The 25,116-nt window shown below is 63.5% G+C and carries 23 protein-coding genes; 7 read left to right on the top strand and 16 right to left on the bottom strand.

The features are described 5' to 3' along the window. Positions 1-5 precede the first annotated feature (5 nt). Both J1C49_RS15040 and J1C49_RS15035 read left to right on the top strand, forming a co-directional pair. On the top strand, positions 6-749 hold the full coding sequence (locus tag J1C49_RS15040) for an ion transporter (RefSeq protein WP_227446656.1): 744 nt from the start codon (positions 6-8) through the stop codon (positions 747-749). Next, positions 746-1,852: a BMP family ABC transporter substrate-binding protein gene (locus J1C49_RS15035; RefSeq protein WP_227446655.1), complete on the top strand. Its 1,107-nt coding sequence runs from the start codon at positions 746-748 to the stop codon at positions 1,850-1,852. The genes J1C49_RS15040 and J1C49_RS15035 overlap by 4 nt, the downstream gene beginning before the upstream one ends. A 316-nt stretch (positions 1,853-2,168) precedes the next feature. Here J1C49_RS15035 and J1C49_RS15030 read toward each other — a convergent pair whose 3' ends face one another. Further along, on the bottom strand, positions 2,169-2,930 hold the full coding sequence (locus J1C49_RS15030) for a VWA domain-containing protein (RefSeq protein WP_227446654.1): 762 nt from the start codon (positions 2,928-2,930) through the stop codon (positions 2,169-2,171). Between the two features lie 95 nt (positions 2,931-3,025). Between J1C49_RS15030 and J1C49_RS15025 the strand changes: the two genes are divergently transcribed. Continuing rightward, on the top strand, positions 3,026-3,964 hold the full coding sequence (locus J1C49_RS15025; RefSeq protein WP_227446653.1) for an aldo/keto reductase: 939 nt from the start codon (positions 3,026-3,028) through the stop codon (positions 3,962-3,964). A 540-nt stretch (positions 3,965-4,504) separates the two neighbouring features. On the opposite strand, the gene J1C49_RS15020 is transcribed toward J1C49_RS15025, so the two are convergent. Beyond that, entirely contained in the window at positions 4,505-5,176 is a 672-nt protein-coding gene (locus J1C49_RS15020; protein WP_227446652.1) for a nitroreductase, read from the bottom strand. Further along, complete coding sequence (locus tag J1C49_RS15015; protein ID WP_227446651.1) at positions 5,173-6,252, bottom strand: CaiB/BaiF CoA-transferase family protein; 1,080 nt, start codon at positions 6,250-6,252, stop codon at positions 5,173-5,175. The genes J1C49_RS15020 and J1C49_RS15015 overlap by 4 nt, the downstream gene beginning before the upstream one ends. 156 nt (positions 6,253-6,408) lie before the next feature. Between J1C49_RS15015 and J1C49_RS15010 the strand changes: the two genes are divergently transcribed. The 3 genes from J1C49_RS15010 to J1C49_RS15000 all read left to right on the top strand — a co-directional run bounded on the left by J1C49_RS15010 (position 6,409) and on the right by J1C49_RS15000 (position 10,078). Then, complete coding sequence (locus J1C49_RS15010; protein WP_227446650.1) at positions 6,409-8,856, top strand: ligase-associated DNA damage response DEXH box helicase; 2,448 nt, start codon at positions 6,409-6,411, stop codon at positions 8,854-8,856. A gap of 49 nt (positions 8,857-8,905) precedes the next feature. Beyond that, positions 8,906-9,586, top strand: coding sequence for a ligase-associated DNA damage response endonuclease PdeM (pdeM, locus tag J1C49_RS15005; protein WP_227446649.1), 681 nt, complete (start codon positions 8,906-8,908; stop codon positions 9,584-9,586). A gap of 72 nt (positions 9,587-9,658) precedes the next feature. Then, positions 9,659-10,078 carry a PaaI family thioesterase gene (locus J1C49_RS15000; RefSeq protein ID WP_227446648.1) on the top strand — a complete coding sequence of 140 codons (420 nt, stop codon included), beginning with the start codon at positions 9,659-9,661 and terminating at the stop codon, positions 10,076-10,078. Positions 10,079-10,081: 3 nt separating this feature from the next. Here the strand turns inward: J1C49_RS15000 and folD are convergent, their stop codons facing one another. The 13 genes from folD to tolQ all read right to left on the bottom strand — a co-directional run bounded on the left by folD (position 10,082) and on the right by tolQ (position 23,582). Continuing rightward, positions 10,082-10,999: a bifunctional methylenetetrahydrofolate dehydrogenase/methenyltetrahydrofolate cyclohydrolase FolD gene (folD, locus tag J1C49_RS14995; protein WP_227446647.1), complete on the bottom strand. Its 918-nt coding sequence runs from the start codon at positions 10,997-10,999 to the stop codon at positions 10,082-10,084. A 58-nt stretch (positions 11,000-11,057) separates the two neighbouring features. Then, complete coding sequence (locus J1C49_RS14990; protein WP_227446646.1) at positions 11,058-11,372, bottom strand: chorismate mutase; 315 nt, start codon at positions 11,370-11,372, stop codon at positions 11,058-11,060. A 78-nt stretch (positions 11,373-11,450) separates the two neighbouring features. After that, positions 11,451-13,127, bottom strand: a complete 1,677-nt coding sequence (locus tag J1C49_RS14985) for a formate--tetrahydrofolate ligase (RefSeq protein WP_227446645.1) — start codon at positions 13,125-13,127, stop codon at positions 11,451-11,453. Between the two features lie 172 nt (positions 13,128-13,299). Then, positions 13,300-13,881, bottom strand: coding sequence for an MOSC domain-containing protein (locus J1C49_RS14980; protein WP_227446644.1), 582 nt, complete (start codon positions 13,879-13,881; stop codon positions 13,300-13,302). Positions 13,882-13,991: 110 nt separating this feature from the next. Next, positions 13,992-14,783: a methyltransferase domain-containing protein gene (locus J1C49_RS14975; RefSeq protein ID WP_227446643.1), complete on the bottom strand. Its 792-nt coding sequence runs from the start codon at positions 14,781-14,783 to the stop codon at positions 13,992-13,994. Then, positions 14,780-16,705 carry an ATP-dependent zinc metalloprotease FtsH gene (gene ftsH / locus J1C49_RS14970; RefSeq protein ID WP_227446642.1) on the bottom strand — a complete coding sequence of 642 codons (1,926 nt, stop codon included), beginning with the start codon at positions 16,703-16,705 and terminating at the stop codon, positions 14,780-14,782. The genes J1C49_RS14975 and ftsH overlap by 4 nt, the downstream gene beginning before the upstream one ends. A gap of 81 nt (positions 16,706-16,786) precedes the next feature. Further along, positions 16,787-18,172 (bottom strand): tRNA lysidine(34) synthetase TilS, encoded by a 1,386-nt coding sequence (gene tilS / locus J1C49_RS14965; RefSeq protein ID WP_370639422.1) that lies wholly within the window; start codon positions 18,170-18,172, stop codon positions 16,787-16,789. 135 nt (positions 18,173-18,307) lie between these two features. Beyond that, positions 18,308-19,150 (bottom strand): tetratricopeptide repeat protein, encoded by an 843-nt coding sequence (locus J1C49_RS14960; RefSeq protein WP_227446641.1) that lies wholly within the window; start codon positions 19,148-19,150, stop codon positions 18,308-18,310. A gap of 4 nt (positions 19,151-19,154) precedes the next feature. Beyond that, complete coding sequence (pal, locus tag J1C49_RS14955; RefSeq protein WP_227446640.1) at positions 19,155-19,676, bottom strand: peptidoglycan-associated lipoprotein Pal; 522 nt, start codon at positions 19,674-19,676, stop codon at positions 19,155-19,157. 96 nt (positions 19,677-19,772) lie between these two features. Beyond that, the gene (gene tolB / locus J1C49_RS14950; RefSeq protein WP_227446639.1) at positions 19,773-21,128 is read right to left on the bottom strand and encodes a Tol-Pal system beta propeller repeat protein TolB; all 1,356 of its coding nucleotides are present in this window, start codon (positions 21,126-21,128) and stop codon (positions 19,773-19,775) included. A gap of 140 nt (positions 21,129-21,268) precedes the next feature. Beyond that, positions 21,269-22,393 (bottom strand): cell envelope biogenesis protein TolA, encoded by a 1,125-nt coding sequence (locus tag J1C49_RS14945; protein ID WP_227446638.1) that lies wholly within the window; start codon positions 22,391-22,393, stop codon positions 21,269-21,271. A 10-nt stretch (positions 22,394-22,403) separates the two neighbouring features. Further along, positions 22,404-22,883 (bottom strand): protein TolR, encoded by a 480-nt coding sequence (tolR, locus tag J1C49_RS14940; protein ID WP_227446637.1) that lies wholly within the window; start codon positions 22,881-22,883, stop codon positions 22,404-22,406. Between the two features lie 3 nt (positions 22,884-22,886). After that, positions 22,887-23,582, bottom strand: coding sequence for a protein TolQ (gene tolQ / locus J1C49_RS14935; RefSeq protein WP_227446636.1), 696 nt, complete (start codon positions 23,580-23,582; stop codon positions 22,887-22,889). A gap of 330 nt (positions 23,583-23,912) precedes the next feature. On the opposite strand from tolQ, the gene J1C49_RS14930 reads away from it, so the two are divergent. Beyond that, the gene (locus J1C49_RS14930; RefSeq protein WP_227446635.1) at positions 23,913-25,115 is read left to right on the top strand and encodes a bifunctional 2-polyprenyl-6-hydroxyphenol methylase/3-demethylubiquinol 3-O-methyltransferase UbiG; all 1,203 of its coding nucleotides are present in this window, start codon (positions 23,913-23,915) and stop codon (positions 25,113-25,115) included. Position 25,116 lies beyond the last annotated feature (1 nt).

The following is a 25,116-nucleotide window of genomic DNA, read 5'->3' as shown; positions in this document are numbered from 1 at the left end:
GACTGATGAAACATAACCCGAACGAACCTGCGTCTTCGCGCTTTTGGCGTCTCGCCAGCCTCGGGCTAATCCTCATCTCGTTGGTGGTGATCACGCTGGAGTCGGTTCCGGAAATCCGAGCGGGACGCGAAATCCTGTTCCGACAGATCGAGAACGGCTTCATCGCGATTTTTGCGGTTGAATACTTCCTCCGCGCGGCGCTTGCGGGTCGACCGTGGCGCTACGTGTTAAGCTTCTGGGGGCTTGTTGACTTGCTGGCATGGCTGCCGGCGCTGGTCTTCGTTTCTCCGCAATTCGTGGTGCTGCGCGCCCTGCGGGTCCTGCGGATTTTTCACTTGCTGCGCCTGCCCGCATTCGACGCCGCGAGCAAGCGTCTGCTGCTTGCGATGTCGCGCACCAAGGAAGCCCTCGCCCTGTTTGCGATCCTGGGCTTCGTGACGATCTTTCTCGCCGCGGTGGGGATCTATGTGTTCGAGCACGAGGCGCAGCCGGAAGTCTTTGCGTCGATCCCGCATGCGCTGTGGTGGGCGGTGGTGACGCTGACAACGGTCGGCTATGGCGATGCCTATCCCATCACGCTTGCCGGGCGGCTCTTTACAACTGCCATTGTTTTCATCGGTCTCGCCATTATCGCCATTCCAACGGGCATCGTGACCGCGGCCTTGCTTGCAGCCGATGAGGAACTGACAGTAAATAACGCCGAAACGACAAAAACCAAAATAACGACCAACTCGGGAGAATCGCAATGATCCGAAGAACACTCATGACGGGCGCCGCGCTGGCGCTGGCGCTTGGCTCATCGGCTTTCGCCGCAAGCCACAGCGAGACCACGAAGGCCTGCTTCATCTATGTCGGCCCGATCGGGGACGGCGGCTGGACCTATCAGCACCATCAGGGTGCGCTGGCCGTGAAAGAAGAGTTCGGCGACAAGGTCGAGATCGCATGGCAGGAGTCGGTGCCCGAAGGCGCGGATGCCGAGCGCGCGCTGACTCAGATGGCGCTTTCCGGCTGTGACATCATCTTCACCACGTCTTTCGGCTACATGGATGCGACCAACGCGGTTGCCGAAAAGTTTCCCGATATCAAATTCGAGCACGCTACAGGCTACAAGCGCGAGCATCCGAACGTATCGACCTATGATGCGCGCTTCTACGAGGGCCGCGCCGTGGTCGGTCACATCGCGGGCTCGATGACCGAAACCAACAAGATCGGCTATATTGCCTCCTTCCCGATCCCCGAAGTAATCCAGGGGATCAACAGCTACTTCCTGCACGCGCAGAAGGTAAACCCGGATGTGGAGCTGGTTGTGACCTGGGTCTACACGTGGTTCGACCCGGCCAAGGAGGCCGACGCCGCGCGCGCCATGATCGATCAGGGGGTCGATGTGATCACGGCACATACCGACTCGACCGCGCCGCTCGCCGAAGCCGCCAAGGAAGGCGGCAAGGTCATCGGTTTCGGACAGGCCTCCGACATGGCCGCGTTCATGACCAATGATGACGGCACGCCCGGCCCGCGCGTTGCCTCGATCATCGACAACTGGAACCCCTATTACATCAAGCGCGTGCAAGCGGTGATGGACGGCACATGGGAGCAGCAGGCCAGCTGGGCCGGGATGCCCGAAGGCGAGGTGGTCATCGGTGAGATGAACGCGCTGGTCCCGGAAAACGTGCAGCAAGAGGTCAACGACATGGTCGCCGCGATCACCGCGGGCGAATATCACCCCTTCACCGGTCCGATCAACAAGCAGGACGGTTCGGCATGGCTCGGCGAAGGCGAAGTGGCCGATGACGGCACGCTTGCCGGGATGAACTTCTACGTGGAAGGCATCACGGGCGAAATCCCGAACTGACCGACCGCACCAAAGCGACGCACCATCATGAAGCCCCCGGTCCGCGCCGGGGGCTTTGTTTTTGGCGCTCTCGGATGGCGCGATCCGGACGGGCTGGGCCTGTCAGTCGCCCCCGTCCCGAACACCCGTCAGACATGGCGCATCCCCATCCGGCTCCGCCCAACCACGCAGTCGAGGCCGCACGAGAGACGGCCCCAAAGGTGAGAGCTTGATCCCGCCTGTTCATTGCCAATGGTCGTATCGCGGTGCGCTGACAGACTAAAACGCGGGTCAGCATGGGCTGGAAACCCCGTCGTGCAACGCCGCCGAGACAGGATCAGCGCCGCAAGATGCCGTCTTCTCCTGCATCGGCATCGGGGCGACCGGAATAAACCGAGCAGCCAAGCGTGACCCGCAGCGCGCCGACCAACTCCGGAACCGTTTCGGCAGAAAGATACTGTCCGCCGGTTTGATCCGCGAGGCAGCGGGCAACAGACACCGCGTCCTTGTAGTCGAGCCCGTCATCCCAGCCGAAATGCTTGCCCCGCACCTTGAAACCGATCACGTGCACGGTCAGGCCCGGAGCGTCCGCCGCGAATTCGGCTGCGAGTTGGCAGGGTGCGCCACCGCACGTCTCATCGCCATCGGTGACGAGGACAATCGCGCCGGGCTGATTGCGGTAGTCCAACGCCTCGGCTGCAAGGCGCACGCTTTCGGTAAGGGGAGTGCCGCCAACCGGGCGCAGGGCATCCACATCGCCGAGGATTCTCGGGGCTGCTTTCCATTGCGGCCCAAACCGCATGTCGATGTTTGAACAGATCCCGTCACCACCCGGCCCGTAGATCACAAGACCAAGCCTGCGTGCTTCTGCAATGGGCGGGATCGCGGTATGCAGCGCTTCGCGGGCCTCGGTGATGCGCGGCGTTCCGATCAGATTGAACCCGATTTCGGCCATGCTTCCCGATCCGTCGAACACGATCATGGCATCTTCGGTGCAGCGCGGCCCTGTCGCAGCCGCGCCCACCGGTGCCAAGGCAAGCGCCAGACACACGCCCAGCCCGGCGACGCGCTGTGGCAGTGTTCGGATCGCAACGGTCATCCGGTGCTCCTTTTTCATCTCTCGCCACGCGCCCGGCATCGACGCCGGCTGTGTGGGCCTTTGCCATGGCACTTTCTCCATGGCATGATCGCAACATGACACAGGTTACCACAGTTTCGGGGAAATCCGTGCGCCCTTATGCGTTCGGAACCATGCAATTCGGAGGCCGGGCGGACGCGCAGGCCAGCGAGGCGTTGTTCAACGCCGCGCTTGATGCGGGGATCACGCATTTCGATACAGCTTATCTTTATAACGGCGGCGAATCCGAGACCTTGCTCGGGCGGTTTGCCGGATCCCGCCGAGAAGACCTCTATATCGCGACCAAGGCCTGCTATCACGCGCCCGCCACCGCCGAAGCGCTGCGGACCAGCCTCGCTGTGAGCCTTGAACGCCTCGGCATGGATTTTGTCGATTTGCTTTACCTGCATCGGTTCGACCCCGATACACCTCTGGAAGAGACCTTGTCTGGCTTTGCCGAACTTCAGAGCGAGGGATCGATCCGACATATCGGGTTGTCGAACTTCGCGGCGTGGCAAGTGATGAAAGCGCAGGGCATCGCCCGATCGCTCGGCACGCGGATCGACGCCATTCAGCCCATGTACAACCTGGTCAAGCGGCAAGCCGAGGTGGAGATCCTGCCCATGGCCGCCGATCAGGCAATTGCCGTCTACAGCTATTCGCCGCTTGGGGGCGGCTTGTTGACCGGGAAATATGCGCGCGGCGAAGAGGGCCGGATCACGACAGACGCGCATTATGCCAAGCGCTACTCGGACGAGAAAATGCATCAGGCCGCCGGGCGGTTGACCGAATTGGCCAAGACCTATGACGTGGAACCCGCAACGCTGGCCGCCGCATGGGTTGCGCATCACCCGTTGAGACCCCGGCCAATCCTGTCCGCGCGCAGTGTCGAGCAGCTGCGTCCGTCCCTTGCGGCAATGAGTTTCGAGATGGACGCGACGCTGTATGCCGAGCTCTCCGCGCTGATGCCGGCACCACCTCCGGCCACCGACAGGCTTGAGGAACAGATCGGCTGATCCGTCCGTCGCCGGGTGCAGCGGCCGAACGGGGTCATCACCCGGTCCAGCGTGGCGCCCTGCGCTGCACCCCGTCGCCCGGCGCGTAGCCCATTCCGAAGCCCCGGACGGCGAAGGCCAGCGCGCCCGACTTCGCGGACAAGCCTGCGGATCAGCCTGGTCAGACCCGGTGGGACGGCTGCGGACCCGCGCCCAAATCTTCCGTCGTCTCGGGCAGGACAATGGATGCGCAGCACCGCAGAACAGGCATGCCCAAAGTCACCTGAAAAACGTCAGCCATTCTTCTTTCCGTGCGTCGGCGCGCTGCGGATATTTTCGACGATTGCGGTCCGGTGTGTGCCGGGCTCTCGTGGAGCATGTCGGCGCGCCGAGTGCCCCTTTGGAGACAGACCGAAGGCGCAGTTTGCTTCACCGATTCGAAATCCTGCCCCGCGCAAAGGCAAAGGGAACAGCGCACGCCCCACGACAAGATCCAGAGGCGGTGGTCGGCGGGCGCACGCCGAGGGGGCGCGCCGCAGAACCGCTACCCGATTGCTTCGGCTATACCCAGCGCACAGCCTCTTCGGGCGCGGCCCTGTCGGTCCGGAAGGTGTTTGCCGGGTGATCGGGATCGGCATAACCGGTTGCGATGCCACAAACGAGATCGCGGTTTTCTCCAAGATCGACCGTATCGCGAAAGAACTCCGCATAGCCTGCGACGGACGCCATCGCGATGCTGCCCAAACCGCGCGCCGTCAGCGCAAGCAGCACCGCGGAAACATAGGCGCCACAATCCAGCACGCCATAGGGGCCCAGGGCCTTGGGGCTGGTGATCAGCATCACATGGGGCGCGCCGAAAAACCGAAAATTCTCGGCCATCTGGCGCGCTGATCCAATCCGGTCGCCTTTTGTCACCCCGACCGCCTCGTAGAGTTGCCAGCCGCAGGTGCTGCGGCGATCCTTGTAGACGCCCTCATAGCGCTGCGGAAACGGAACATCGCTTTGCGGCGCCGCGGTTGTTACATGCGCCATGAGCGCTGTCGCCAGCGCCTGCGTGCGCTCTTGCGAGAAAACGGTGACCTGCCACGGTTGCGAGTTGCACCATGACGCCACGTGCTGGGCATCCGCCAAGGCCGCGTTGATGCGTTCGGCGGGAACGGGGTCGGGCAGGAAGGCACGGCAGGAATGGCGCGCGCGCAAAAGCGCGGAAAATGCGTCCGGATCGTGGGTCATATCCATCCCTTCCGTTGCAGATCCGCCCGGATCGCGGCGCCCTGCGCGCCGCGCTCGGGAATGGCCCCCGGGCTGCGCAGCTGGTTGTCAAATCTCGGGGCGGGTTGCGGGGCGCCATCGTTCCAGACGCCGCGGGCGGCAATATGCGGATCGCGCATGGCCTCGGCCGGGCTCAGCACCGGACCGACACAGGCATCACTGTGCGCGAACAGCGCCAGCCAATGGTCGCGCGACCGGGTCGCGAAGATGTCGGACAAGCGCCGCGTCTGCTCTGGCCATTGCTCGGGATCGTTCTGATCGGCGAAGCCGGGATCGCCCGAAAGCCCCAGCCGCTCCAAAAACAATGCATAGAATTTCGGCTCGAGACACTGCACGGTGATATGCCCGCCACAGGCGCATGGGTAGCACCGCGACCAATGTGGGCCGTCGAGAAGGGAGCGTCCCCGCGCGCTCATGGAAAACTGCGCCCCCATGGAAACCAGCAGCGCCATCATATGGCTTGCGCCATCAACAATCGCGGCATCCACGACGCAGCCCTTGCCTGTTGCGCGCGCGTTGAGAATGCCCGCAAGCAGACCCACGACCAGATAGAGCGCCCCGCCCCCGATATCGCCCAGCATCGTTGGCGGCGTCGCCGGTATTCCCTCGGGCAACCCGCCATAGAACAGCGCACCGCTCAGCCCGAGATAATTGAGATCGTGACCGGCCTGTTGCGCGCGCGGCCCGTCCTGGCCCCAGCCTGTCATACGGCCATAGACCAACGATGGCCGGAGTGCCCTTGTCTCTTCCGGTCCGAGTCCAAGCCGTTCCATCACCCCCGGGCGCATGCCTTCGATCACGGCATCCGCCGAGCGGATCAAAGCCAGTGCCACGGCGTGATCCGAGCGGTCCTTGAGATCGAGCGTGATCGATTTCTTGCCGCGATCCAAAAGCGGCTCTGCAGTGACCCCGGGCACGCCGCCGCCTTCGGGACGATGCACGACAATCACCTCCGCCCCGAGGTCTGCCAACAGCATCCCTGCAAATGGCGCAGGGCCGAGCGCTTCGAACTCGACAATCCTGATCCCGCTCAGCATGGCTTCCTCCCTTGATGGGCAAGGTTGCGCATTTGAAACAGGATGGAAAGGGGCTTTGCCCCTCTGCCGCCAGGGCGGCATTCACCCCAGGATATTTTTGGCCCAAAGAAGCCCGACGCGTTTTGCATTCCGTCCCGGCGCGTTAGATCATCGACCATGACAGCGCTTCCGTCTTCTCTCCAATCCTGGTTCGATGCGCGTGGATGGCAGGTCCACCCGCACCAACAAATGATGCTGGACAAGTCCGGTGCGCCAGCCTTGTTGCTGATCGCGCCCACGGGGGGCGGCAAGACGCTTGCCGGGTTCCTGCCCACGCTGGCGGACCTTGCCGATGGCGCGCATGACGGTCTTCACACGCTGTATGTTTCCCCGCTCAAGGCGCTGGCGGCGGATATCCGGCGCAATCTGTTGGTCCCGATCGAAGATGCGGGCCTGCCGATCCGGGTTGAGGACCGAACCGGAGACACGCCGGCAAGCCGGAAGCGGCGCCAAAGGGCAGATCCGCCGCATATCCTGTTGACCACGCCGGAGAGCCTCGCGTTGCTGACCAGCTACGAAGACGCGCCCCGGATGTTCGCCGGGCTGAAACGTGTGATCGTCGACGAGATTCACGCGCTGGCCGAAAGCAAGCGGGGCGACCAGATGATGCTCGCCCTTGCCGCGCTTCAGGAGCTATGCCCGGACATGCGGAGGGTGGGCCTTTCCGCGACAGTGGAGGACCCGCAGGCCGTGGCACGGTTTCTGGCGGCGCATCCCGACCCTTGCGAGATCGTGATGGCCGATCCCGGTCCGGAACCGGATATCCAGATGCTGGTGACCGATGAAGCGCCGCCATGGTCCGGGGGCGGCGCGCGCTATGCGATACCCGCGGTGCTGGAGGCCGTGAAGCGACACAAGACAACGCTGATCTTCCACAATACACGGGCGCAAGCGGAGATCTTTTTTCACAACCTCTGGCTCGCAAATGACGATGGGTTGCCCATCGGCATTCACCACGGATCGCTTGACCGGCAACAGCGGGAAAAGGTCGAGATGGCCATGGTGCGCGGAGACTTGCGGGCAATCGTCTGTACCGGCAGTCTCGATCTCGGGATCGACTGGGGTGATGTGGACCTTGTGATTCAGGTTGGCGCGCCGAAAAACGTCAAACGCCTGGTGCAGCGCATCGGCCGAGCCAATCACCGATACAACGCGCCGTCCAAGGCGCTTCTCGTGCCGGCCAACCGGTTCGAGATCGTGGAATGCGTGGCCGCGCTTGAGGCTGTAAAGGCGCATGACCTGGACGGTGCGCCACGCGGGCGCGGGCCGCGCGACGTGCTGTGCCAGCATATCCTGATCGCCGCGGCGGCGGGGCCGTTCTCAGCGGATGCGCTTTATGCGCGGATGTCGAGCGCGGGCCCCTATGCCAGCCTGACCCGCGCGGAGTTCGACGCCTGTCTCGATTTCTGCGCCACGGGAGGCTACGCGCTGCGCGCTTACGATCAGTGGAAACGCCTCATGCAGCGCCCCGACGGGCTGTGGCAGCTGCGCGATCCACGCTCCGCCACGCGCATCCGGCAGAATGTTGGTACAATCCAGGACACGGATACGCTCAAGGTGCGCTGGCGCGGTCGCGGCGGAGCGCCTCTTGGCGAGATCGAGGAAGGGTTCGCCGCGTCGCTGAGCAAGGGGGATACTTTCCTCATCGGGGGCAAGATCGTGCGCTACGAAGGGTTGCGCGACCTCGTGGTCGAAGTCTCCCGCGATGCCACGCGCAAGCCCAAGATCGCGACATTTCTCGGCACGAAATTCGCCACATCGACACAGCTGTCGAACCGGATTCTCACCATGTTCCAGCAAGAGCGCTGGCCGGAGTTGCCGGCGCACACGGCGGAATGGCTGTCGCTCCAACGCGCGGTGTCGCGTCTTCCGGAGCCCGGTCGGCTTCTTGTTGAGACCTTCCCCCGAGACGGGCGGGCGCAGATGGTCGTCTATGGCTTTGCCGGACGTAATGCGATGCAAACCCTCGGACTTCTGCTCACCAAACGGATGGAAGAAGAAGGCCTCGCGCCCATGGGGTTCGTGGCGACGGATTATGCCACCCTGATTTGGGGGCTCGACCATGTGACCGACCCCGCGCCACTTTTTGACATCGCGGCGCTGGAACGGGGCTTGGATGGATGGCTTGCGGGCAATGCCGTGATGAAACGGACCTTCAGGGCCTCTGCCACCATTGCCGGGTTGATCGAACGACAGGTCGGCGGCCAGCGCAAAACCGGCCGTCAGGCGACGATGTCCTCCGATATCCTCTATGACACGTTGCTGAAATACGATCCCGACCATCTTCTCATGCAAATCACACGCGAAGAGGCCATGCGCGGCCTCGTGGATTTCGAACGCATCCGGGAGATGAGTGCCCGCGTGGGAGACCGGATCGACCACGTGACGCTTGATCGCGTGACACCGCTGGCCGCGCCGCTGTTTCTCGAACCCGGTCGCGTGCCGATCCGGGGCCTTGCGGATGAGCGGCTGCTCGAGGAAGAAGTCACGCGGCTGATGGAGGAGTCCGGTCTGGCAAAGGTCGATGCCGGACCGTCGAAACCAAAATGGCGCGTGCCCTATTGACGCCGTCCGGCCTCTTGCTCCCGCACCGGCTGCGCTGCTAGAACAAGACATGAACGTTTTCGACTTCACCTTTTGTGGCACGGCTTTGCAGGCGCTCTCGTCCGGCGCTCTCCATTGGCCTGATCAGCGCTTGCTTGTTGTTTCCGATCTGCATTTCGGAAAATCGGCACGCTTGTCGGCCATCGGCGGGGCACAGCTTCCGCCCTACGAGACGCGCGAGACACTGACCCGGCTGGAGACCGATATCGCCGCGACGCGCGCGGAGGCCGTGATCTGTCTGGGCGACAGTTTCGATGCGGTCGGGCTCGACGGGATGTTGCCGCAGGCGGAACGGGACTGGATCACGCGGCTTGTGACAGGTCTGCGGTGGACCTGGATCGAGGGCAACCATGACCCCGCGCCGGTGGCCTTTGGCGGTGCGCATTGCGCGGAGCATCACCTCGGTGCGATTGCCTTTCGGCACATCGCGTCGCAGGTGGATGACGGAACCGGAGAGGTCAGCGGGCATTACCACCCCAAAGCTGTGATCTCGGCGCGCGGACGCGCCATTTCGCGCCCTTGTTTCCTTGTGGACGACCGGCGTTTGATCCTGCCTGCCTATGGGACCTATACGGGCGGATTGCGCTGCGACAGCCCGGTTTTCAGCACGTTGATGCGACCGGGTGCACGGGCGATCCTCACCGGCCCGCGTCCGAGGGCGATCCCCATGCCACGCGGCGTGCCGGCTTAGCCCCAAGCCACCGCACGACACGGAGAGACGCGCCGACTGGACAAGGGCTGCGCAGCATGCTCCCTTGCCGCCATGGACAGAGCCAACGAAGACCGCATCCGAGACAGTTTCAACAGGCAAGCGCTTTTGAAGACGCTTGGCGCGTCGCTCGGCGCCGTGCGTGAAGGCCATGCCGAGATCGTCGCTCCGATCCTCGATCTTGCCAAGCAGCAGCAGGGATTCGGCCATGCAGGGCTGGCCTTTTCGATCGGAGACAGCGCGGCAGGCTATGCGGCGCTGACCCTTCTCGAGTTGGACAAAGAGGTTGTGACGTCGGAGATCAAGATCAACTTGCTGGCTCCGGCCATGGGCGAGCGCCTGATCGCGCGCGGGCGTGTCATCCGCCCCGGTCGGCGTCTTCTTGTTGTCGCGTCAGATGTCTATGCCGAAAGAGACGGACAGGAGATCCATATCGCGATGTTGACCGGCACGATGGTGCCCGTCCCCGTCTGACGATCAGGCGGTCAGCCCTTGCGGCTCTGCCAGCCCGTTGGCGCGGCAACAGGCCGTGACCGTGTTGGCCAACAGGCAGGCAATCGTCATGGGGCCAACCCCGCCAGGCACGGGTGTGATCGCGCCTGCCACTTCGGCGCAGCTCGCGTAGTCGCAATCGCCCACAAGCCGCGTCTTGGCTTTGCCATCCTCCGTCAGCCCTTTTTCGGGGGCCTCGATGCGGTTGATGCCGACGTCGACCACCACGGCACCGGGCTTGATCCAGTCCCCGGTAACCATCTCCGGACGCCCGACCGCCGCCACGACGATATCGGCCTGTCGCACCACGGCGGGCAAATCCGCCGTGCGCGAATGTGCGATCGTCACCGTGCAGCTGTCGCCGAGCAAAAGCTGCGCCATCGGTTTGCCGACAATGTTAGACCGCCCGATCACAACGGCGCTCTTGCCCGAGAGAGACCCGAAATGATCCCGCAGCAGCATCAGACAACCAAGCGGGGTGCACGGCACCATGCTCTTCTGGCCGGTTCCGAGCAGGCCGACATTGGAGATATGAAACCCGTCCACATCCTTGGCCGGGTCGATGGCGTTGATCACGAGGTCGCTGTCGATATGAGACGGCAAGGGGAGCTGAATGAGAATGCCATGCACCGCAGGATCATTGTTGAGCCTGTCGATCAGCGCCAGAAGATCCGCCTCCGTCGTGTCGCGGTCGAGCTTGTGCTCGAAGCTTTTCATGCCGACTTCGACGGTCTGCTTGCCCTTGGACCGGACATAGACCTGGCTGGCGGGGTCTTCGCCCACAAGCACGACGGCCAGGCCCGGCGTGATGTCGTGATCGGCCTTGAGCCGGGTGACGTGCTCTGCCACCTGAGTCCGGACATTGGCCGCGAAGGCCTTTCCATCGATCCGTAGCGCTGTCATCGCTGCCTCCTCTTCGTTTCCTCGTGCCCCCTCCGCTGCGACACGGGGGCGCGCGGTTTCAACCGTCCTTGCCGCCTTTGCCGATGATCGCCTCTTCACGGGCGATCACCGTATCGATCATGATCCGCCAGAGGCGCTCCGCGAGATCCGGATCCAACCCGTGCCGCTCTGCCTTGTCGCGGACAGAAGTCAGGACCGCCGCAACCCGCCGCGGCGCATTGGCCGCGATGCGCTCGCGGGCCTTGAGCTCCGGCGCCCGATCGGTAAACCGCTCACGCTCCGCCAGCAAAGCAACCAACGCGCTGTCGATCTGATCGATACATGCGCGCAGGTCCGCCATGGTCTCAATCGTCTCGGGGTCCGGTCGGGTCATGGCGCTGTGTCCTGTTTCCATATCGAACCCCCGTATCGGCCGGAGCGCGGCGCGGATCAACCGTGCCGCGCGCGTTTTCTAGAACAGACCTTCGATCTGACCGTCGTCATTGAGATGAATGGCTTCCGCAGACGGCACCCGGGGCAGGCCCGGCATGGTCATGATTTCTCCACAGACCACCACGACAAAGCCCGCCCCGGCCGAAAGCCGGACTTCACGCACCGGCACGGTGAACCCGGTCGGCGCTCCGCGCTGGGATGGATCCGTCGAGAAGGAATACTGCGTCTTGGCCATGCAGACCGGGAGTTGACCATAGCCCTGATCCTCCCAGAGCTTCAGCTGATCGAGGATCTTCTTGTCCATCACGGCCTCGTCGGCACGGTAGATCTTCTTGGCGATGGTCTGGATTTTCTCGGCAAGCGGCATGTCATCGGGATAGATCGGCGCAAAATCTGCCTCGCCGCGTTCTGCGACTTCGGCGACCTTGGTTGCCAGATCCGCGGAACCTTCGGAGCCCAGCTCCCAATGGCGCGACAACACGGCCTCTGCCCCTTTGGAGGCGACAAAATCCTTGATCGCCTGCACTTCCGCGTCGGTATCCGTCACGAAATGGTTGATCGCCACAACCACCGGCACACCAAAGCTTTTGACGTTTTCGATATGGCGTCCAAGGTTCGGACACCCCGCCTTGACGGCATCCACATTTTCCGCCCCGAGATCAGCCTTGGCCACGCCGCCGTTCATCTTCATCGCGCGCACGGTGGCAACGACCACGACAACCGAGGGCGCAAGACCGGCTTTGCGGCATTTGATGTTGAGGAATTTCTCCGCCCCGAGGTCGGCACCGAACCCGGCTTCGGTGACCACGTAATCCGCCAGCTTGAGCGCGGTTGTCGTGGCGATCACGGAATTGCAGCCATGCGCGATATTCGCAAACGGCCCGCCATGCACGAAGGCCGGGTTGTTCTCCAGCGTCTGCACCAGATTGGGTTGCATCGCGTCCTTGAGCAACACGGTCATTGCGCCATCAGCCTTCAGATCGCGGCAATAGACCGGTGAGCGGTCACGGCGATAGGCCACGATCATGTCCCCGAGACGGGACTGCAGGTCCTTGAGGTCCTTCGCAAGACAGAGGATCGCCATGACTTCGGACGCCACGGTGATGTCGAACCCGGCTTCGCGCGGAAAGCCATTGGCCACGCCGCCAAGGCTCGCCGTGATCTGGCGCAGGGCGCGGTCATTCATGTCCACGACACGGCGCCAGACAACACGCCGGATGTCGATTTCCAGCTCGTTGCCCCAATAGATGTGGTTGTCAATCATCGCAGACAGCAGGCTGTGCGCCGATGTGATGGCGTGGAAATCCCCCGTGAAATGCAGGTTCATCTCTTCCATCGGAACGACTTGCGCGTGGCCCCCGCCCGCAGCACCGCCCTTCATGCCGAAATTCGGCCCGAGCGAGGCTTCGCGAATGCAGATCATCGCCTTCTTGCCAATTCGGTTCAGACCGTCCCCAAGCCCCACGGTTGTGGTGGTCTTGCCTTCGCCCGCCGGCGTCGGATTGATCGCCGTGACAAGCACCAGTTTGCCGTTGGGGCGATCCTGAACCGAGTTGATGAAGGACTGGCTGACCTTGGCCTTGTCATGTCCATAGGGCAGAAGATGCTCGGTTGGGATACCGAGCGTATCGCCGATTTCCTGGATCGGCTTCTTGTTTGCCTCGCGGGCGATTTCGATATCCGACTTGTAAGCCATGTCACGCCGTCCCTGTTTGTCATATGCGTTTTGTCACGCATACCGTGGCATGCCAGCGTTGCGCCAAGCGAATCCGACATTTCTCGGCCTTGCAGCGTCGCAAGACCGAACACATGGGGCCTATTGGAAACAGGACGCTTTCAAGGGAACCTTTTGAGGCGTCCGAAACGGCTCATGCGCCGCCTCGCCAAGCGCGCTGATCCGGGACGTGCAAGGTGACCCGGTCTCCGAGCCGCAGCGTGCCCGGACGTTCAACCCAGGCCGTAACACCCCGGCGATGCCGCGCCGCCGCCTTGAAAGCAGCCCCATGGCCGGGGTGCCGCGCGTCGATCTCGCGACCGGGCAAGACGCAGGGGCGATTTTCCATATCAACCACCAGCGTCAGCCCGTCAGGCCCCTGTAGCCGCGATGACGGCGGCAAAAAGGTGAAGTCCTCCAGCCCTTCAAGCACCACGCTCGCCCCGAGAAGGGCCGGGTCCAGCGCCTCCAGCCCGATCGCCGCCGCGATCTGCGCGAGGTCCTCCGCCGAAATCAGGCTGAGCTGGCGTGTATTGGCGATTTCGGTGCCCTTGGCGTGTTGCGCAGTCACCCGAGAACAGGACGGACGGGTGCGCCCCGAATGCTTGGCGCCAACCGGACCGTCCCAATCAAGCACCAGCGATTGCAACGCTGTGGAACAAAGCTTGTCACGCGGATCGACGCGCCCTAACCAAGTGACTTCTGCGCCAAACGGTGTCTTCTTCAAAGCGGGCATGCGCGGTCCTTCATGCGAGTTGGCACAGCCTCTTTGCCGCGTTCCGCAGACACGCGCAAGCGCACGGTGGCCGAATGCCGACCATACCGGCGCGCCGGGCGCCGCGCAGATTAATCCGCGCGCTGCAATATGAAGAACAGCCGACGGAACGGAAACAAAACCGAGCCATCCGCAGCCAGCGGATAAGCCTTGTCGATGACCGCGTCATAGGCCCGGCACAACGCATCTTGATCCGCCGGATCGAGCGCGTCGAGCACCGGTCGCGCATAGGTCGCCTGGGTGAAATGGCGCACCGGGTGACCGTCGTCGGATGGGTCGAGATGCTGATAGTACTCGGTTTCCCACATCGAAACCGGCCCCATAGGCGTCAGCATGTGATGGTATTGAGCCGGCAGCAGGATGCTCGGAGCGTCCTCGGGATCAAACGCTCCGGGAAAGAGATCGGCAACAAGGCTGTGCCACATCCGGTGCGAGGCGGCATTGTTCTGATGCGGCATCTGGACAGCCAGAACGCCATGCGGCGCCAGTGCCCTGGCCAGCGCAGGGATCAGCGTCTCATGATCCCCAACCCAGTGCAGCGCAGCGTTGGAGAACACCAAGGCGGGCGGTTCAGCCGGGGTCCATTGCGCAATATCGAACGGGTGCAACCGGTCGTAGAGCGCCAGATCGGCCGCTTCTTCCAACATGGCTGGCGATTGATCCACGCCGATCAACTGCGCCTTCGGAAAACGATGCCGCAGACCCCGCGCCGCATCGCCAGCGCCGCAACCGAGGTCAATGACATCACCCTCCGGCACGGCGGGAATACGCGCCATCAAATCGACGGCAGGCTGCAAACGAAGACCCCGAAACCAATGGTAGGTTTCGGGGTCCCAGTCAGTGTTCGTCAGGTCCGCGCTCATGCAGACGGCTCAGGCTCCATGCCACCATCGTCTTTGGCCGGCTTGGTCTTTGCCTTGGTCTTGGGGATCGCGGTCAGAGACGGTTTCTTTTCCACCTCACCCGCATTGCCATCATCGTCATCCGCCGAGGTGGGCGGCTCGCCCCGCATCACGCGCTTGATCTCTTCGCCTGTCAGGGTCTCGTATTCGAGCAACCCCTGTGCCAGCCGTTCCCAGTCGTCCTTGCGATCGGTCAGGATCTGGAATGCACGGTCATACGCGTCCTGGATGAAGCGCCGCACCTCTTCTTCGATCAGTTCCTTGGTCTGCGCCGAGACGGACAGGCCCGCAGTGTTACCCGAATACCCTTCGGCCGCTTCGCGATAATCGATATTCCCGACCTTGTCGGACATGCCCCATTGCAGAACCATTGCACGCGCCAGCGCGGAGGCTTGCTGAATGTCACCCGCCGGGCCGTTGGAGACGTTCTCCTCCCCGTATTTGATGATTTCGGCCGCCTTGCCCGCCATTGTCATGGCCAGCTTTTCCTCGCATTCCGACTTGTGCCAGTTGAGGCGGTCAATCTCGGGCAGGGAGACCACCATACCCAGCGCGCCGCCGCGCGGAATGATCGTCGCCTTGTAGACCGGATCACATTGCGGGAGCGTCAACCCGACGACCGCGTGTCCGGCTTCGTGATAGGCGGTCTTTTCCTTCTGATCGTCGGTCAGGACCATGGAGCGGCGCTCGGCACCCATCATCACCTTGTCCTTGGCGTTCTCGAAGTCTTCCATGGTGACAAAGCGACGACCGTAACGCGCAGCCATAAGCGCCGCCTCGTTCACGAGGTTGGCGAGATCCGCACCTGAGAAGCCGGGCGTGCCGCGCGCAATGAGGCGCAGGTCCACATCCGGGCCAAGCGGCGTCTTGCGGGCATGCACACCGAGGATCTTCTCGCGACCCTTGATGTCGGGATTGCCCACCGTCACCTGGCGGTCAAAGCGCCCCGGACGCAACAATGCCGGATCCAGAACGTCACGACGGTTGGTTGCCGCGATGATGATCACACCCTCGTTCGCCTCGAAACCGTCCATCTCGACCAGCAACTGGTTGAGGGTTTGTTCCCGCTCGTCATTGCCGCCACCATAGCCTTGCCCGCGGGCCCGACCAACGGCGTCGATTTCGTCGATGAACACGATACAGGGCGCGTTTTTCTTGGCTTGCTCGAACATGTCGCGCACGCGGCTCGCACCTACACCGACAAACATTTCCACGAAGTCAGAGCCTGAGATGGTGAAGAAAGGCACGCCTGCCTCTCCCGCCACCGAGCGGGCCAACAGCGTCTTGCCGGTGCCCGGCGGTCCGACGAGCAAGGCACCCTTCGGGATCTTGCCGCCAAGCCGAGAGAACTTCTGCGGGTTGCGCAGGAATTCCACGATTTCCTCAAGTTCTTCCTTGGCTTCGTCGATGCCGGCGACATCATCGAATGTCACGCGCCCGTGCTTTTCGGTGAGCAGCTTGGCCTTGGACTTTCCAAAGCCCATCGCGCCGCCTTTGCCGCCCCCCTGCATCCGGTTCATGAAATAGATCCAGACGCCGATCAGAAGCAGGAACGGCAGCAGGCTCAGCAAGAAGGACTGGAACCCGCTTTGTTCTTGTTGCTCGGCGCGGAGCGGGACGTCGTTCTCAAGAAGGAGATCCGTGACATTGGCATCCTCGGGGCGGATCGCGATGAAATCCTGCCCGTCATTTGTCCGGTATCGCACCTGCTCGCCATCGATCGTCACCGAGCTCACGCCCTGATCCTCGACCGCGCGCACGAAGTCGGAATAAGACATTTCGCGGCTTTGCATCGTGCTGCTGCCGCCGGAGAACAGGTTGAAAAGCGCCAGGATCAGCAAGAAAAGCACGACCCAGAACGCGATGTTGCGTGCGTTGCCCAAAACGCGAACTCCTTCATGGAAAGGTTCAGTGCGCCCGAGCGGGCGCCTTTGTCCCTTAACATAGCCACTCGGCGGGTCGGTTCAATGCGAAAGCAGGAATGCCCCGAATGTCGGACCGGTTTCCCTGCCCATGGGCCAAAGGGCCATTTGCGCCGCCTCGCCAAAGGCAAGCGCAGGGCAGGCAATCAGATTTGCCCCCCGCCAGAGCGCCGGCAGCGACCGTGCAGACCGAAAGGGCGGCGCCTCTTCGGGCTTCTGCGGCACTTGACGCCAACCATCTTCGCCCAGCGCGCGAATCTCGACGCCCGGGTCGGCGGTCGCGGTCGCTCGCCAACGCCCGTCCCAAAGCACGCCGGACGCGGCCCCGCACGTTTCCGAGCGCACGGCCTGAAATTCCCGGAACACGCACAGCCTGTCGCGCTCCATCACCGCTTCGCACCCCTGCAAGGTGCCGGCGCCGCCCCCCAGAACCCGATCAAGCAAACCCTCCAGAGCCTCCATGCGGGGGCGCAGCACCGTGGACGATACCCATTGCACCCCTGCCGCGAGAAGACGCAACTGTGTGTCGCGCTCAACCGTTTCGAACCCGTCGCGGTCAAACAGCAGCGCACCGGTCGCAATGCGTCCGACGCGCTCCTCCTGCCCGATGGTTGCCCAGACCTGCGCCGCACGTGCGCGCAGGGCCACCTGCGCCCGCGCCATGCGTGCCGCCGTGTCGCTGAGCGTCGCGGCATCCAGGCCCAATGCTTCAAGCGTTTCCGCCGCCTGGCGTATCCGCACCCGGGCAAACCGGGGATCGTCGTTTGACGGGTCTTCAACCCATCGCCCCTTCAACGTCTCAAGGTAATGTCGCAAGTCTGACCGGCTTATCTCAAGACACGGTCTTACGATATGAAACCCGCGCGAAACCGCGGGAACGCCCGCCACACGACGCGCAGGCGACGGCGGATCAGCAGTCTGCGTCACCTCATCGGGCGACAGGGCATTCTTGCCGGCATGCGGATGCGGCACGACGTAACGCGTCGCCGCCATGGCCGACAGGCCCTCGACACCGGAGCCGCGCGCCAGACGCATCAGGAAGGTCTCGGCCAGATCGTCCCGGGTATGCGCCATGAGCACATGCTCGATCCCGTTTCGCCATCGGTCAATGAGCGCCAGGCGCCCTCGGCGGGCCGCATCCTGCAAATTGCCCTGTCCGTCCCAACGCCAACGCAGCGTCGCGTGCGGATGCCCAAGCAACGCGCATTCTTGCGCAACCATCTCTGCCTCGGCTGCCGATCCGTCACGCAACCCGTGATCCACCGTCACAACCCAGAGCGAGACGCCCCAACGATGGGTCCAGTTATGCGCCAGCGTGAGCATTGCCATGCTGTCACCGCCCCCGGAGACGGCCAAGGCAAGATGCTCGGGAAAATCCGGCCCGATCAAGGCGCCCATGGCATCGGCGAAACGCTGGTCGAGACTCATGGTTCGCCTTCAGGCCGCGCCTTGGAAAGAACCGGACGGCAATGAGCCAACGTCACAACAGCCAACGCCATCTTTGAACATCCTGAAATGCGCGACGGGCGCACCGGCCGGATGGACCAGACCGAACCGAGCCTGTCAGGAACAGCCAAGCTCGGCCTTGCTGGCCGCGGCGCGCGCAACGAATTCCGATTGCGGGTAGCGATTGGGCAACTCCGCCAGCGTGACGCAGGCTTCCGGCACGGAGCCAAGCGCGGCCAATGCCGTGCCCAGACGCCAAAGCGCCTCTGGTGCGACCGTCGCGCCGGGATAATTCGAATAAACCGTCAGGTAACGCCTTGCGCCCTCGCGGGTGTCGCCGCCGGCCTCAAGCGCACGCCCTTCCCCAAGCAAGGCTGCCGCTTCAAGTGGACCTTGCGGGTAGTTCTGCCGAAACAGGGCAAAAAGCTGCGCCGCCCCGCTGTAATCTCCGGCCTCAAGTGCGGTTTGTGCTTCGCGGAAATCAGCCTCTTCGCTGACCGCAAGCTCTCCGCTGTTCAGAACAAGCGCATCCGTCGCATCCTGCGCCGGTGGCACCGCAGCGGCCGGCGCCGGGACGGTATCGCCACCAAGGCGCCCCGGATCCGGAAGGTTGGCGATATCGCAATCGGGTTCGACTTCGCACAAGCGAAAGTTGAGGTCTCCGACCCGGTTGCTGCCATCCTCGACCACCTGTCCAATGCGGAACTCGAGGTTCTCCGCCTTTGCCGTCACGCGCTGCAATTCGCTTTCTATCGTGTTGATACGGTCCAGCATGGAACCGGACACCTGCACACCGCTGCTGCCCGTGGTGTTGAGCTCCTGCTTCAGGCGCTGCAACTCCACCGACAGCACCGCGAGGTCCTGACGGATATCGGCAAGCGTCGCCGATTGCTGCGCGGCACCCGGCTGGGCACCGCATAGGAGAAAAACCGCCAGCGCCGCTGCGATACCCGCTTTCATGCGCTTATCCCGTCAGACCCTGGCTGATAATCGTGACCGACCGGCGGTTCTTGGAGTAGCACGCTTCTTCGGAGCAGATCTCGACCGGCCGTTCCTTGCCATAGGAGATGAATTTCAGCCGGTTCGCCGGAATTCCGCGCGAAATCAGGTATTCCATCACGGTGTTTGCGCGGCGCGCGCCAAGGGCGATGTTGTATTCCCGGGTGCCCTGTTCGTCCGCGTGGCCCTCGATGACCGCAAGGTAGTCCGAATTGGTGGTCAACCACTGCGCCTGCGCGTCCAGCGTGGCGCGCGCCTGAGCGGTCAATGTGGATTGGTCCACCTCAAAGAAAACCCGGTCGCCGATGGTCTGGTTGAAATAGGCCGGCGCGCGCGGATCGTTCACGCTGCCCGGAATGATGCCATTGTCGATCCGGGTTGCGGCGGCATCCTGGCCGACCATGTCATCGTCGAAACGGTTGGCATTGCTGCACGCGGCCACAGCGAGGGCCGCACCCAGTAGAAAAGCCTTGGAAATGTGTTTCATCTGTCCTGTTTTCCGTCGGTTGGATACTGTTCTTGTAATCGGTGCTCGGTTGCCTTGGGCTTGACCCTATCACAGCGCGCGGCACGTGTGAATCGCCTACTGCAACGGTCCCCAGCTTGGATCGGACGCACCGGCGGGTGTCCGCACACGCTTGAGATTCCGCCCGGAGATATCGACGGAGTAAAGCGCCGATGCCCCTTGTGCGCCCTGAGTTTCGCGCGAGAACATGATCACGCGCCCGTTGGGTGCCCATGTTGGCCCCTCATCGAGGAAGGACGCGGTCAAGAGGCGCTCTTCGCTGCCATCGGTGCGCATGACACCGATATGGAAGCGACCCGCGTTTTGCTTCGTGAAGGCGATGAGGTCGCCGCGCGGGGACCATACCGGCGTGCCATACCGCCCCTGCCCGAAACTGATGCGCGTTGCCTCACCGCCGCTGGCGGGCATGATGTAGAGCTGCTGCGTGCCGGAACGGTCGCTTTCAAAAACGATCTGGCTACCGTCGGGGCTGTAGCTCGGCGCGGTCTCGATGGCTGGCGAAGCGGTCAGCCGACGCGGTGTGGCACTGGCGATGTCCATGGCCCAGATATCGGTATTTGACCCTTGTGTCAGCGAATACACAACGGTCGCCCCGTCAGGCGAGAACCGCGGCGCAAAGCTCATCACGCCATCATTGGGCTGCAGGATGCGGCTCTGCACATCCCCGACATTGAGCACATGCACCGCCGGGAACCCGGTCTCGTAGCTGGTATAAAGGATCCGCGAGCCATCCGGCGAGAACCGCGGCGCCAGAACGATCGAGGCGCCATTGGTCAGGTACTGCACGTTGGCGCCGTCGTAATCCATGATCGCCATACGCTTGACGCGCTCGTTCTTGGGGCCGGTCTCCGAGATGAAGACAACGCGGCTGTCAAAATATGGCGCCTCGCCTGTCAGGCGGGAATAGACCTGGTCAGCCACCTTGTGCGCCAGCCGTCGCACGCCGTCAGGGGTCGAGACAAACTGCATCCCCTGCCCGAGTTCCTGCCCTGCAAAAACGTCCCACACCCGAAACTTCACGACGACCCGACCATTGGCGTCGGTGGATACGGCCCCGGTAACAAGGGCCTGCGCATTGATGGCTTTCCAATCGGCAAATGGCACCGGCGCATTGAAGCTGCTGATACGGCTGATATGCGCGTCGCGCGGGATTTCCCGGAACAGGCCGGTGCCGTTGAGATCATCGGCGACCACCCGGCTGACCTCTTCGGTGAAGGCCGCGGCCCCGTCGGTCTCCGCCACGAAGGCCGGCACCGCGTAGGGCATCGGTTCGATCACGCCTTCGGTGATCTCGATCCTGAGCGGTCCGTCCTGCGCGAGAACCGGTGTGGCGAGAATACCGAACCAGAGACTGAGCGCGGCGCTCGCCAAAAGACCGAGCCACGTCAAGACTGGCACCAGAATTGCTTTCATGGACCGGTCCCTCCCTGAAGACCTGTGTGGGGTCGGCAAATCGGTCGCGACCCTCGGATGCTGCACACCATAGCGCGGTGTCTTGCCCTGCAAAACACCCCCTCCATCACGACTAAGCGGGGAATTCCCGGGCAACTGCATCATCTCAGGCGCATCTCGCTGGGGTTGAAGGTCATTTCGATCTCCTTCCACTGATCATATTTTTCCGGCGGCAGCTCGTAGCCGCTCCGCTGACAGCGCAGCAAAGCACGGCGCGCCGCCTGAAAGGCGGTCTCGACCGCGGCCCCGGACCCGCCCGAGGCGTCGATCATGCGCAGGCTGCCTGCGACGACGGTGCCGTCCCGGGCCATTTCAAAACCGAGGACAACCGTGACATTGGCGGCCTGCGAGCCGACATCCACGACCCAGCAATTCTGCACCGCAAGACGCAACGCTTCGCGTTCTCCACGCGTCAGCGGCGGGCCGGACGGCGCGGCGTTCGCAGCATCTGCCGCGCCACCCAGAATATCGGCCAACGCCGCATCGACCGCGCTTCCGACCTCTTCAGCAACAGCGGCCACCGCCTCTTCGTCTACCTCTGCCTCAGGCGCCGGGGCGGCTTCGGCCAAACGCTGCGGGCGCAGTTGCGGGCGCACCGACCGGCTCGGAGCGCTTGCCGCGGCTGGTTCCTCGGCCTCGGTCACGATCTCGGTGGCGGCCTCTTCCGGCGCGGTCTGCTCCTGTTCGATTTCCGCCTGCTCCGGCGCATCGGCCACGTCATCGGCGGCCTCGCTGATGTCGGGATCGATGACGGCATCCGGCGGTGGCGGGGCCACAGGCGTCGGCGCAACACGCGGAGCGGGGCGCGGAATCGGCCGCAGCGACGCCTCCGGTGCATCAATCTCGGGCGCGGGCTGGGCCAGAGGCTCCGGCGCGGCGTCCTGCACATCGGTCGGCGGCGCAGGCACCAGCGGAAGCGGCTGCGGCACCGGGTCAGGCTCCGGCTGCGGCGCAGGGTCCGGCTCTGGCACGGGTGCTGGCGCAGGTTCGGGGGCCGGCGGCTCGGGCGCAGGGTCAGGTTCCGGCACAGGCGCCGGTGCCGGCGGGCCGGTATCCGGTTGCGGCGCCGGATTCGGCTGTGTCAGCGCGGCAAACTCCGCTTCCGACAGCACCGTGACGTCGGCAACCTGCATCTCGGGCGGATCCGCCCGAAAGACATTGCCCAACAGCAGCCACAAGATCAGCGCCGCATGCAAGCCTGCGGATATGGACGTTCCGGGTGTCACGGGGCGCGGCCTAGTTGCCCTGCCCGTCGAGCGCGGGTCCACCAATATCCGTCACCAGCCCGATGGAAGAAAAGCCTCCGGCATTCAAGGCGCCCATCACCTCGGCGACCTGAGCGTAAGGCACCGCCCCGTCCGCCCGCAGGAACACGCGGTCGTCGCTGCGTTCCGCGGCGATGGCGCGCAGGCGCGGGATCAGGTCATCGCGCGCGATTTCCGTGGTCTGCAACAGCACCGTGCCATCCACGGCCAATGTGACGGTCAGCGGTTCTTCCGTCTCCGACGGCAGCGCTTGCGCAGCGGTCTTGGGAAGCTCCACCGGCACACCCACGGTCAACAGCGGCGCCGCCACCATGAAGATAATCAGCAGCACCAGCATCACGTCGACAAAGGGCGTGACGTTGATCTCGCTCATGGGCTGCGACTTGCCGCGCCGCCCGCGCCTGCGACGGCTGCCCCCGCCGTCACCGCCTTTCATGACACCCGCGCCCATCGGTCAGGCGTCCAGCTGGCGGGAAAGGATGGTGGAGAACTCGTCGGCAAAGGATTCATACCCGGCCACGATGCGATCGCTGTCTGCGCTGAGCTTGTTGTAAAAGATCACGGCCGGGATCGCAGCCAGCAGGCCAAGCCCCGTTGCCAGAAGGGCCTCGGCGATGCCGGGCGCCACAACCACAAGCGACGTATTCTGTTGTTCCGCGATTTCGATGAAACTGTGCATGATCCCGAAGACCGTGCCGAACAGGCCGATAAATGGCGCGGTAGACCCGACCGTCGCCAGAACCGGCAGTCCCTTCTGCAGTGCTTCGCTTTCCTTGAGGATCGCCACGTCCATGCTGCGATCAATACGGGACTGCGCGCCCGGGATCAGCCCGCCATCGTCACGGTGTGACCGTTGCCACTCGATCATTCCGGCGGCAAAGATCCGTGCGGCGCGCCCTTTTGGTTCCGGGCCGATCTCGTCGAACAGTTCGTCGAGCGGCTCGCCGGTCCAGAAACGCCCGTCAAAGGTCTTGGCCTCGCTGCGCGCGCGCCGATAGGCGATCAGCTTGTCGAAGATGATTGCCCAAGCCCAGACCGACGCCACGATCAAGGACAACATGACAAGTTTAACGGTCAGTGTTGCGCGGGCAAACAGCCCCCACATCGAAAAATCGATTTCCTGCGCGAGCGCAAGCGTCTCTGCTTCCATGAACCTGCTCTTTCCACCTGTTCGGCCCTCTTGCGGGACCGTATATGTGGGCACTGTAGCCGATTTGCAGGCCCAAGGCCAATAGAATGCCGTTTCACGCGTTCTGACGCGCTTTGCACGGTGCATCATGGGCGGATGTCCGCCAAAACCGGGCGCATGGTGGCCACAAAAGGCCGCCCGCAAGACGGATTGAAACAAAGGCGCCCCTTTCGCGATCCACAATGCGCATCACCTGCTGGCGCGCGGCCTGCCCGGCGCTCACACGCGCAGCTTTGGACAATCCGCGCGCCCCGTGGCACATCTGGCAAGTCAGGCAACCGCGAGGCAGAGATGGTCAGCGTTCAGGAACAGTATGAAGCCTATCCCTACCCGGACCGCGATCCGAAAGACGAAGCCAAACGTCTGATCCTCGGCTCGCCTTCGCATCCTCTGGAACTGGACCATTGGCTCTTTGGGGGCGCGCGCGACTGGTCGCAGCCTTTCAGAGCGCTTGTCGCTGGCGGCGGCACCGGTGACGGGCTGATCCAGCTTGCCCAGGTGCTTGCCTCCGCGGACGTTCCGTATGAAATCACCTACATCGATCTCTCAACCGCTTCGCGCCAGATCGCCGAGGCAAGGGCACGGGCCCGCGGACTGAAGGGGATCCGCTTCGTGACCGGGTCGCTGCTCGATGCGGCCAACCACGGCACATTCGACTATATCGACTGCTGCGGTGTGCTGCATCACCTGCCCGATCCGGGCGCGGGCTTTGCCGCGCTGCGTGCCGCCCTCGCGGAGGGCGGCGGCATGGGCTTCATGGTGTATGCCCCGTTCGGGCGGTCCGGCGTCTACCCGCTCCAGGAGGCCTTCGCCGCGCTGTTCGATGATCTTGACCCGAAGACACGGCTGAAACGTGCAAAAGCGATCGTCGCCGCACTGCCTGATGCGCATCCTTTCAAACGCAACCCGCTGCTTGTCGACCATCACGAAAGCGACGCGGGCTTCTATGACCTGTTGCTGCACGGGCAGGACCGGGCCTTTGCGATCCGTGAACTTGTGGAGGTGATGCATGACTCCGGCTGGCGATTGCAGGGCTTTGCCACGCCCGCACTTTATGACCTCGCCCGCATCACGGAGCGTCCCGAGGGTATGGACGAGACCACTTCCATGGCCACGGCTGAAAAGCTTCGTGGCACGATCCGGATGCACATCGCCTATGCCGTGCCATCGGAGGACACGCGCAAACCTGCGCGCGGCAGCACCCGCACGCTCATCCCGCATTTGCGCGGTGTGACCGCACGAGCTCTGTCGCAGGCGGTGTCACAGGGAAAGCCGATCCCCATTCGCATGAAAGAAGCACAGACAAGCCTGCGTTTGCCGCAACAGGCCGCGCCGTTGATTGCCGGGATCGACGGTCGGCGCAGCATCGCGACGCTGTCGCAAGCGGCGGGGCTCGATCCGCTGCAAGCCGGGACGCTCTGGGCGCAGGTCGAACGCGATCTCGTCGAATGGGGGCTTCTGCTCTATTCCGCGCTCCCGCAGGGCGGGCGCTGAC

This window comes from Cognatishimia sp. F0-27 (assembly GCF_020667845.1).
Classification (GTDB): domain Bacteria; phylum Pseudomonadota; class Alphaproteobacteria; order Rhodobacterales; family Rhodobacteraceae; genus JAFMPQ01.
This window is presented reverse-complemented; position numbering and strand designations above follow the sequence as displayed.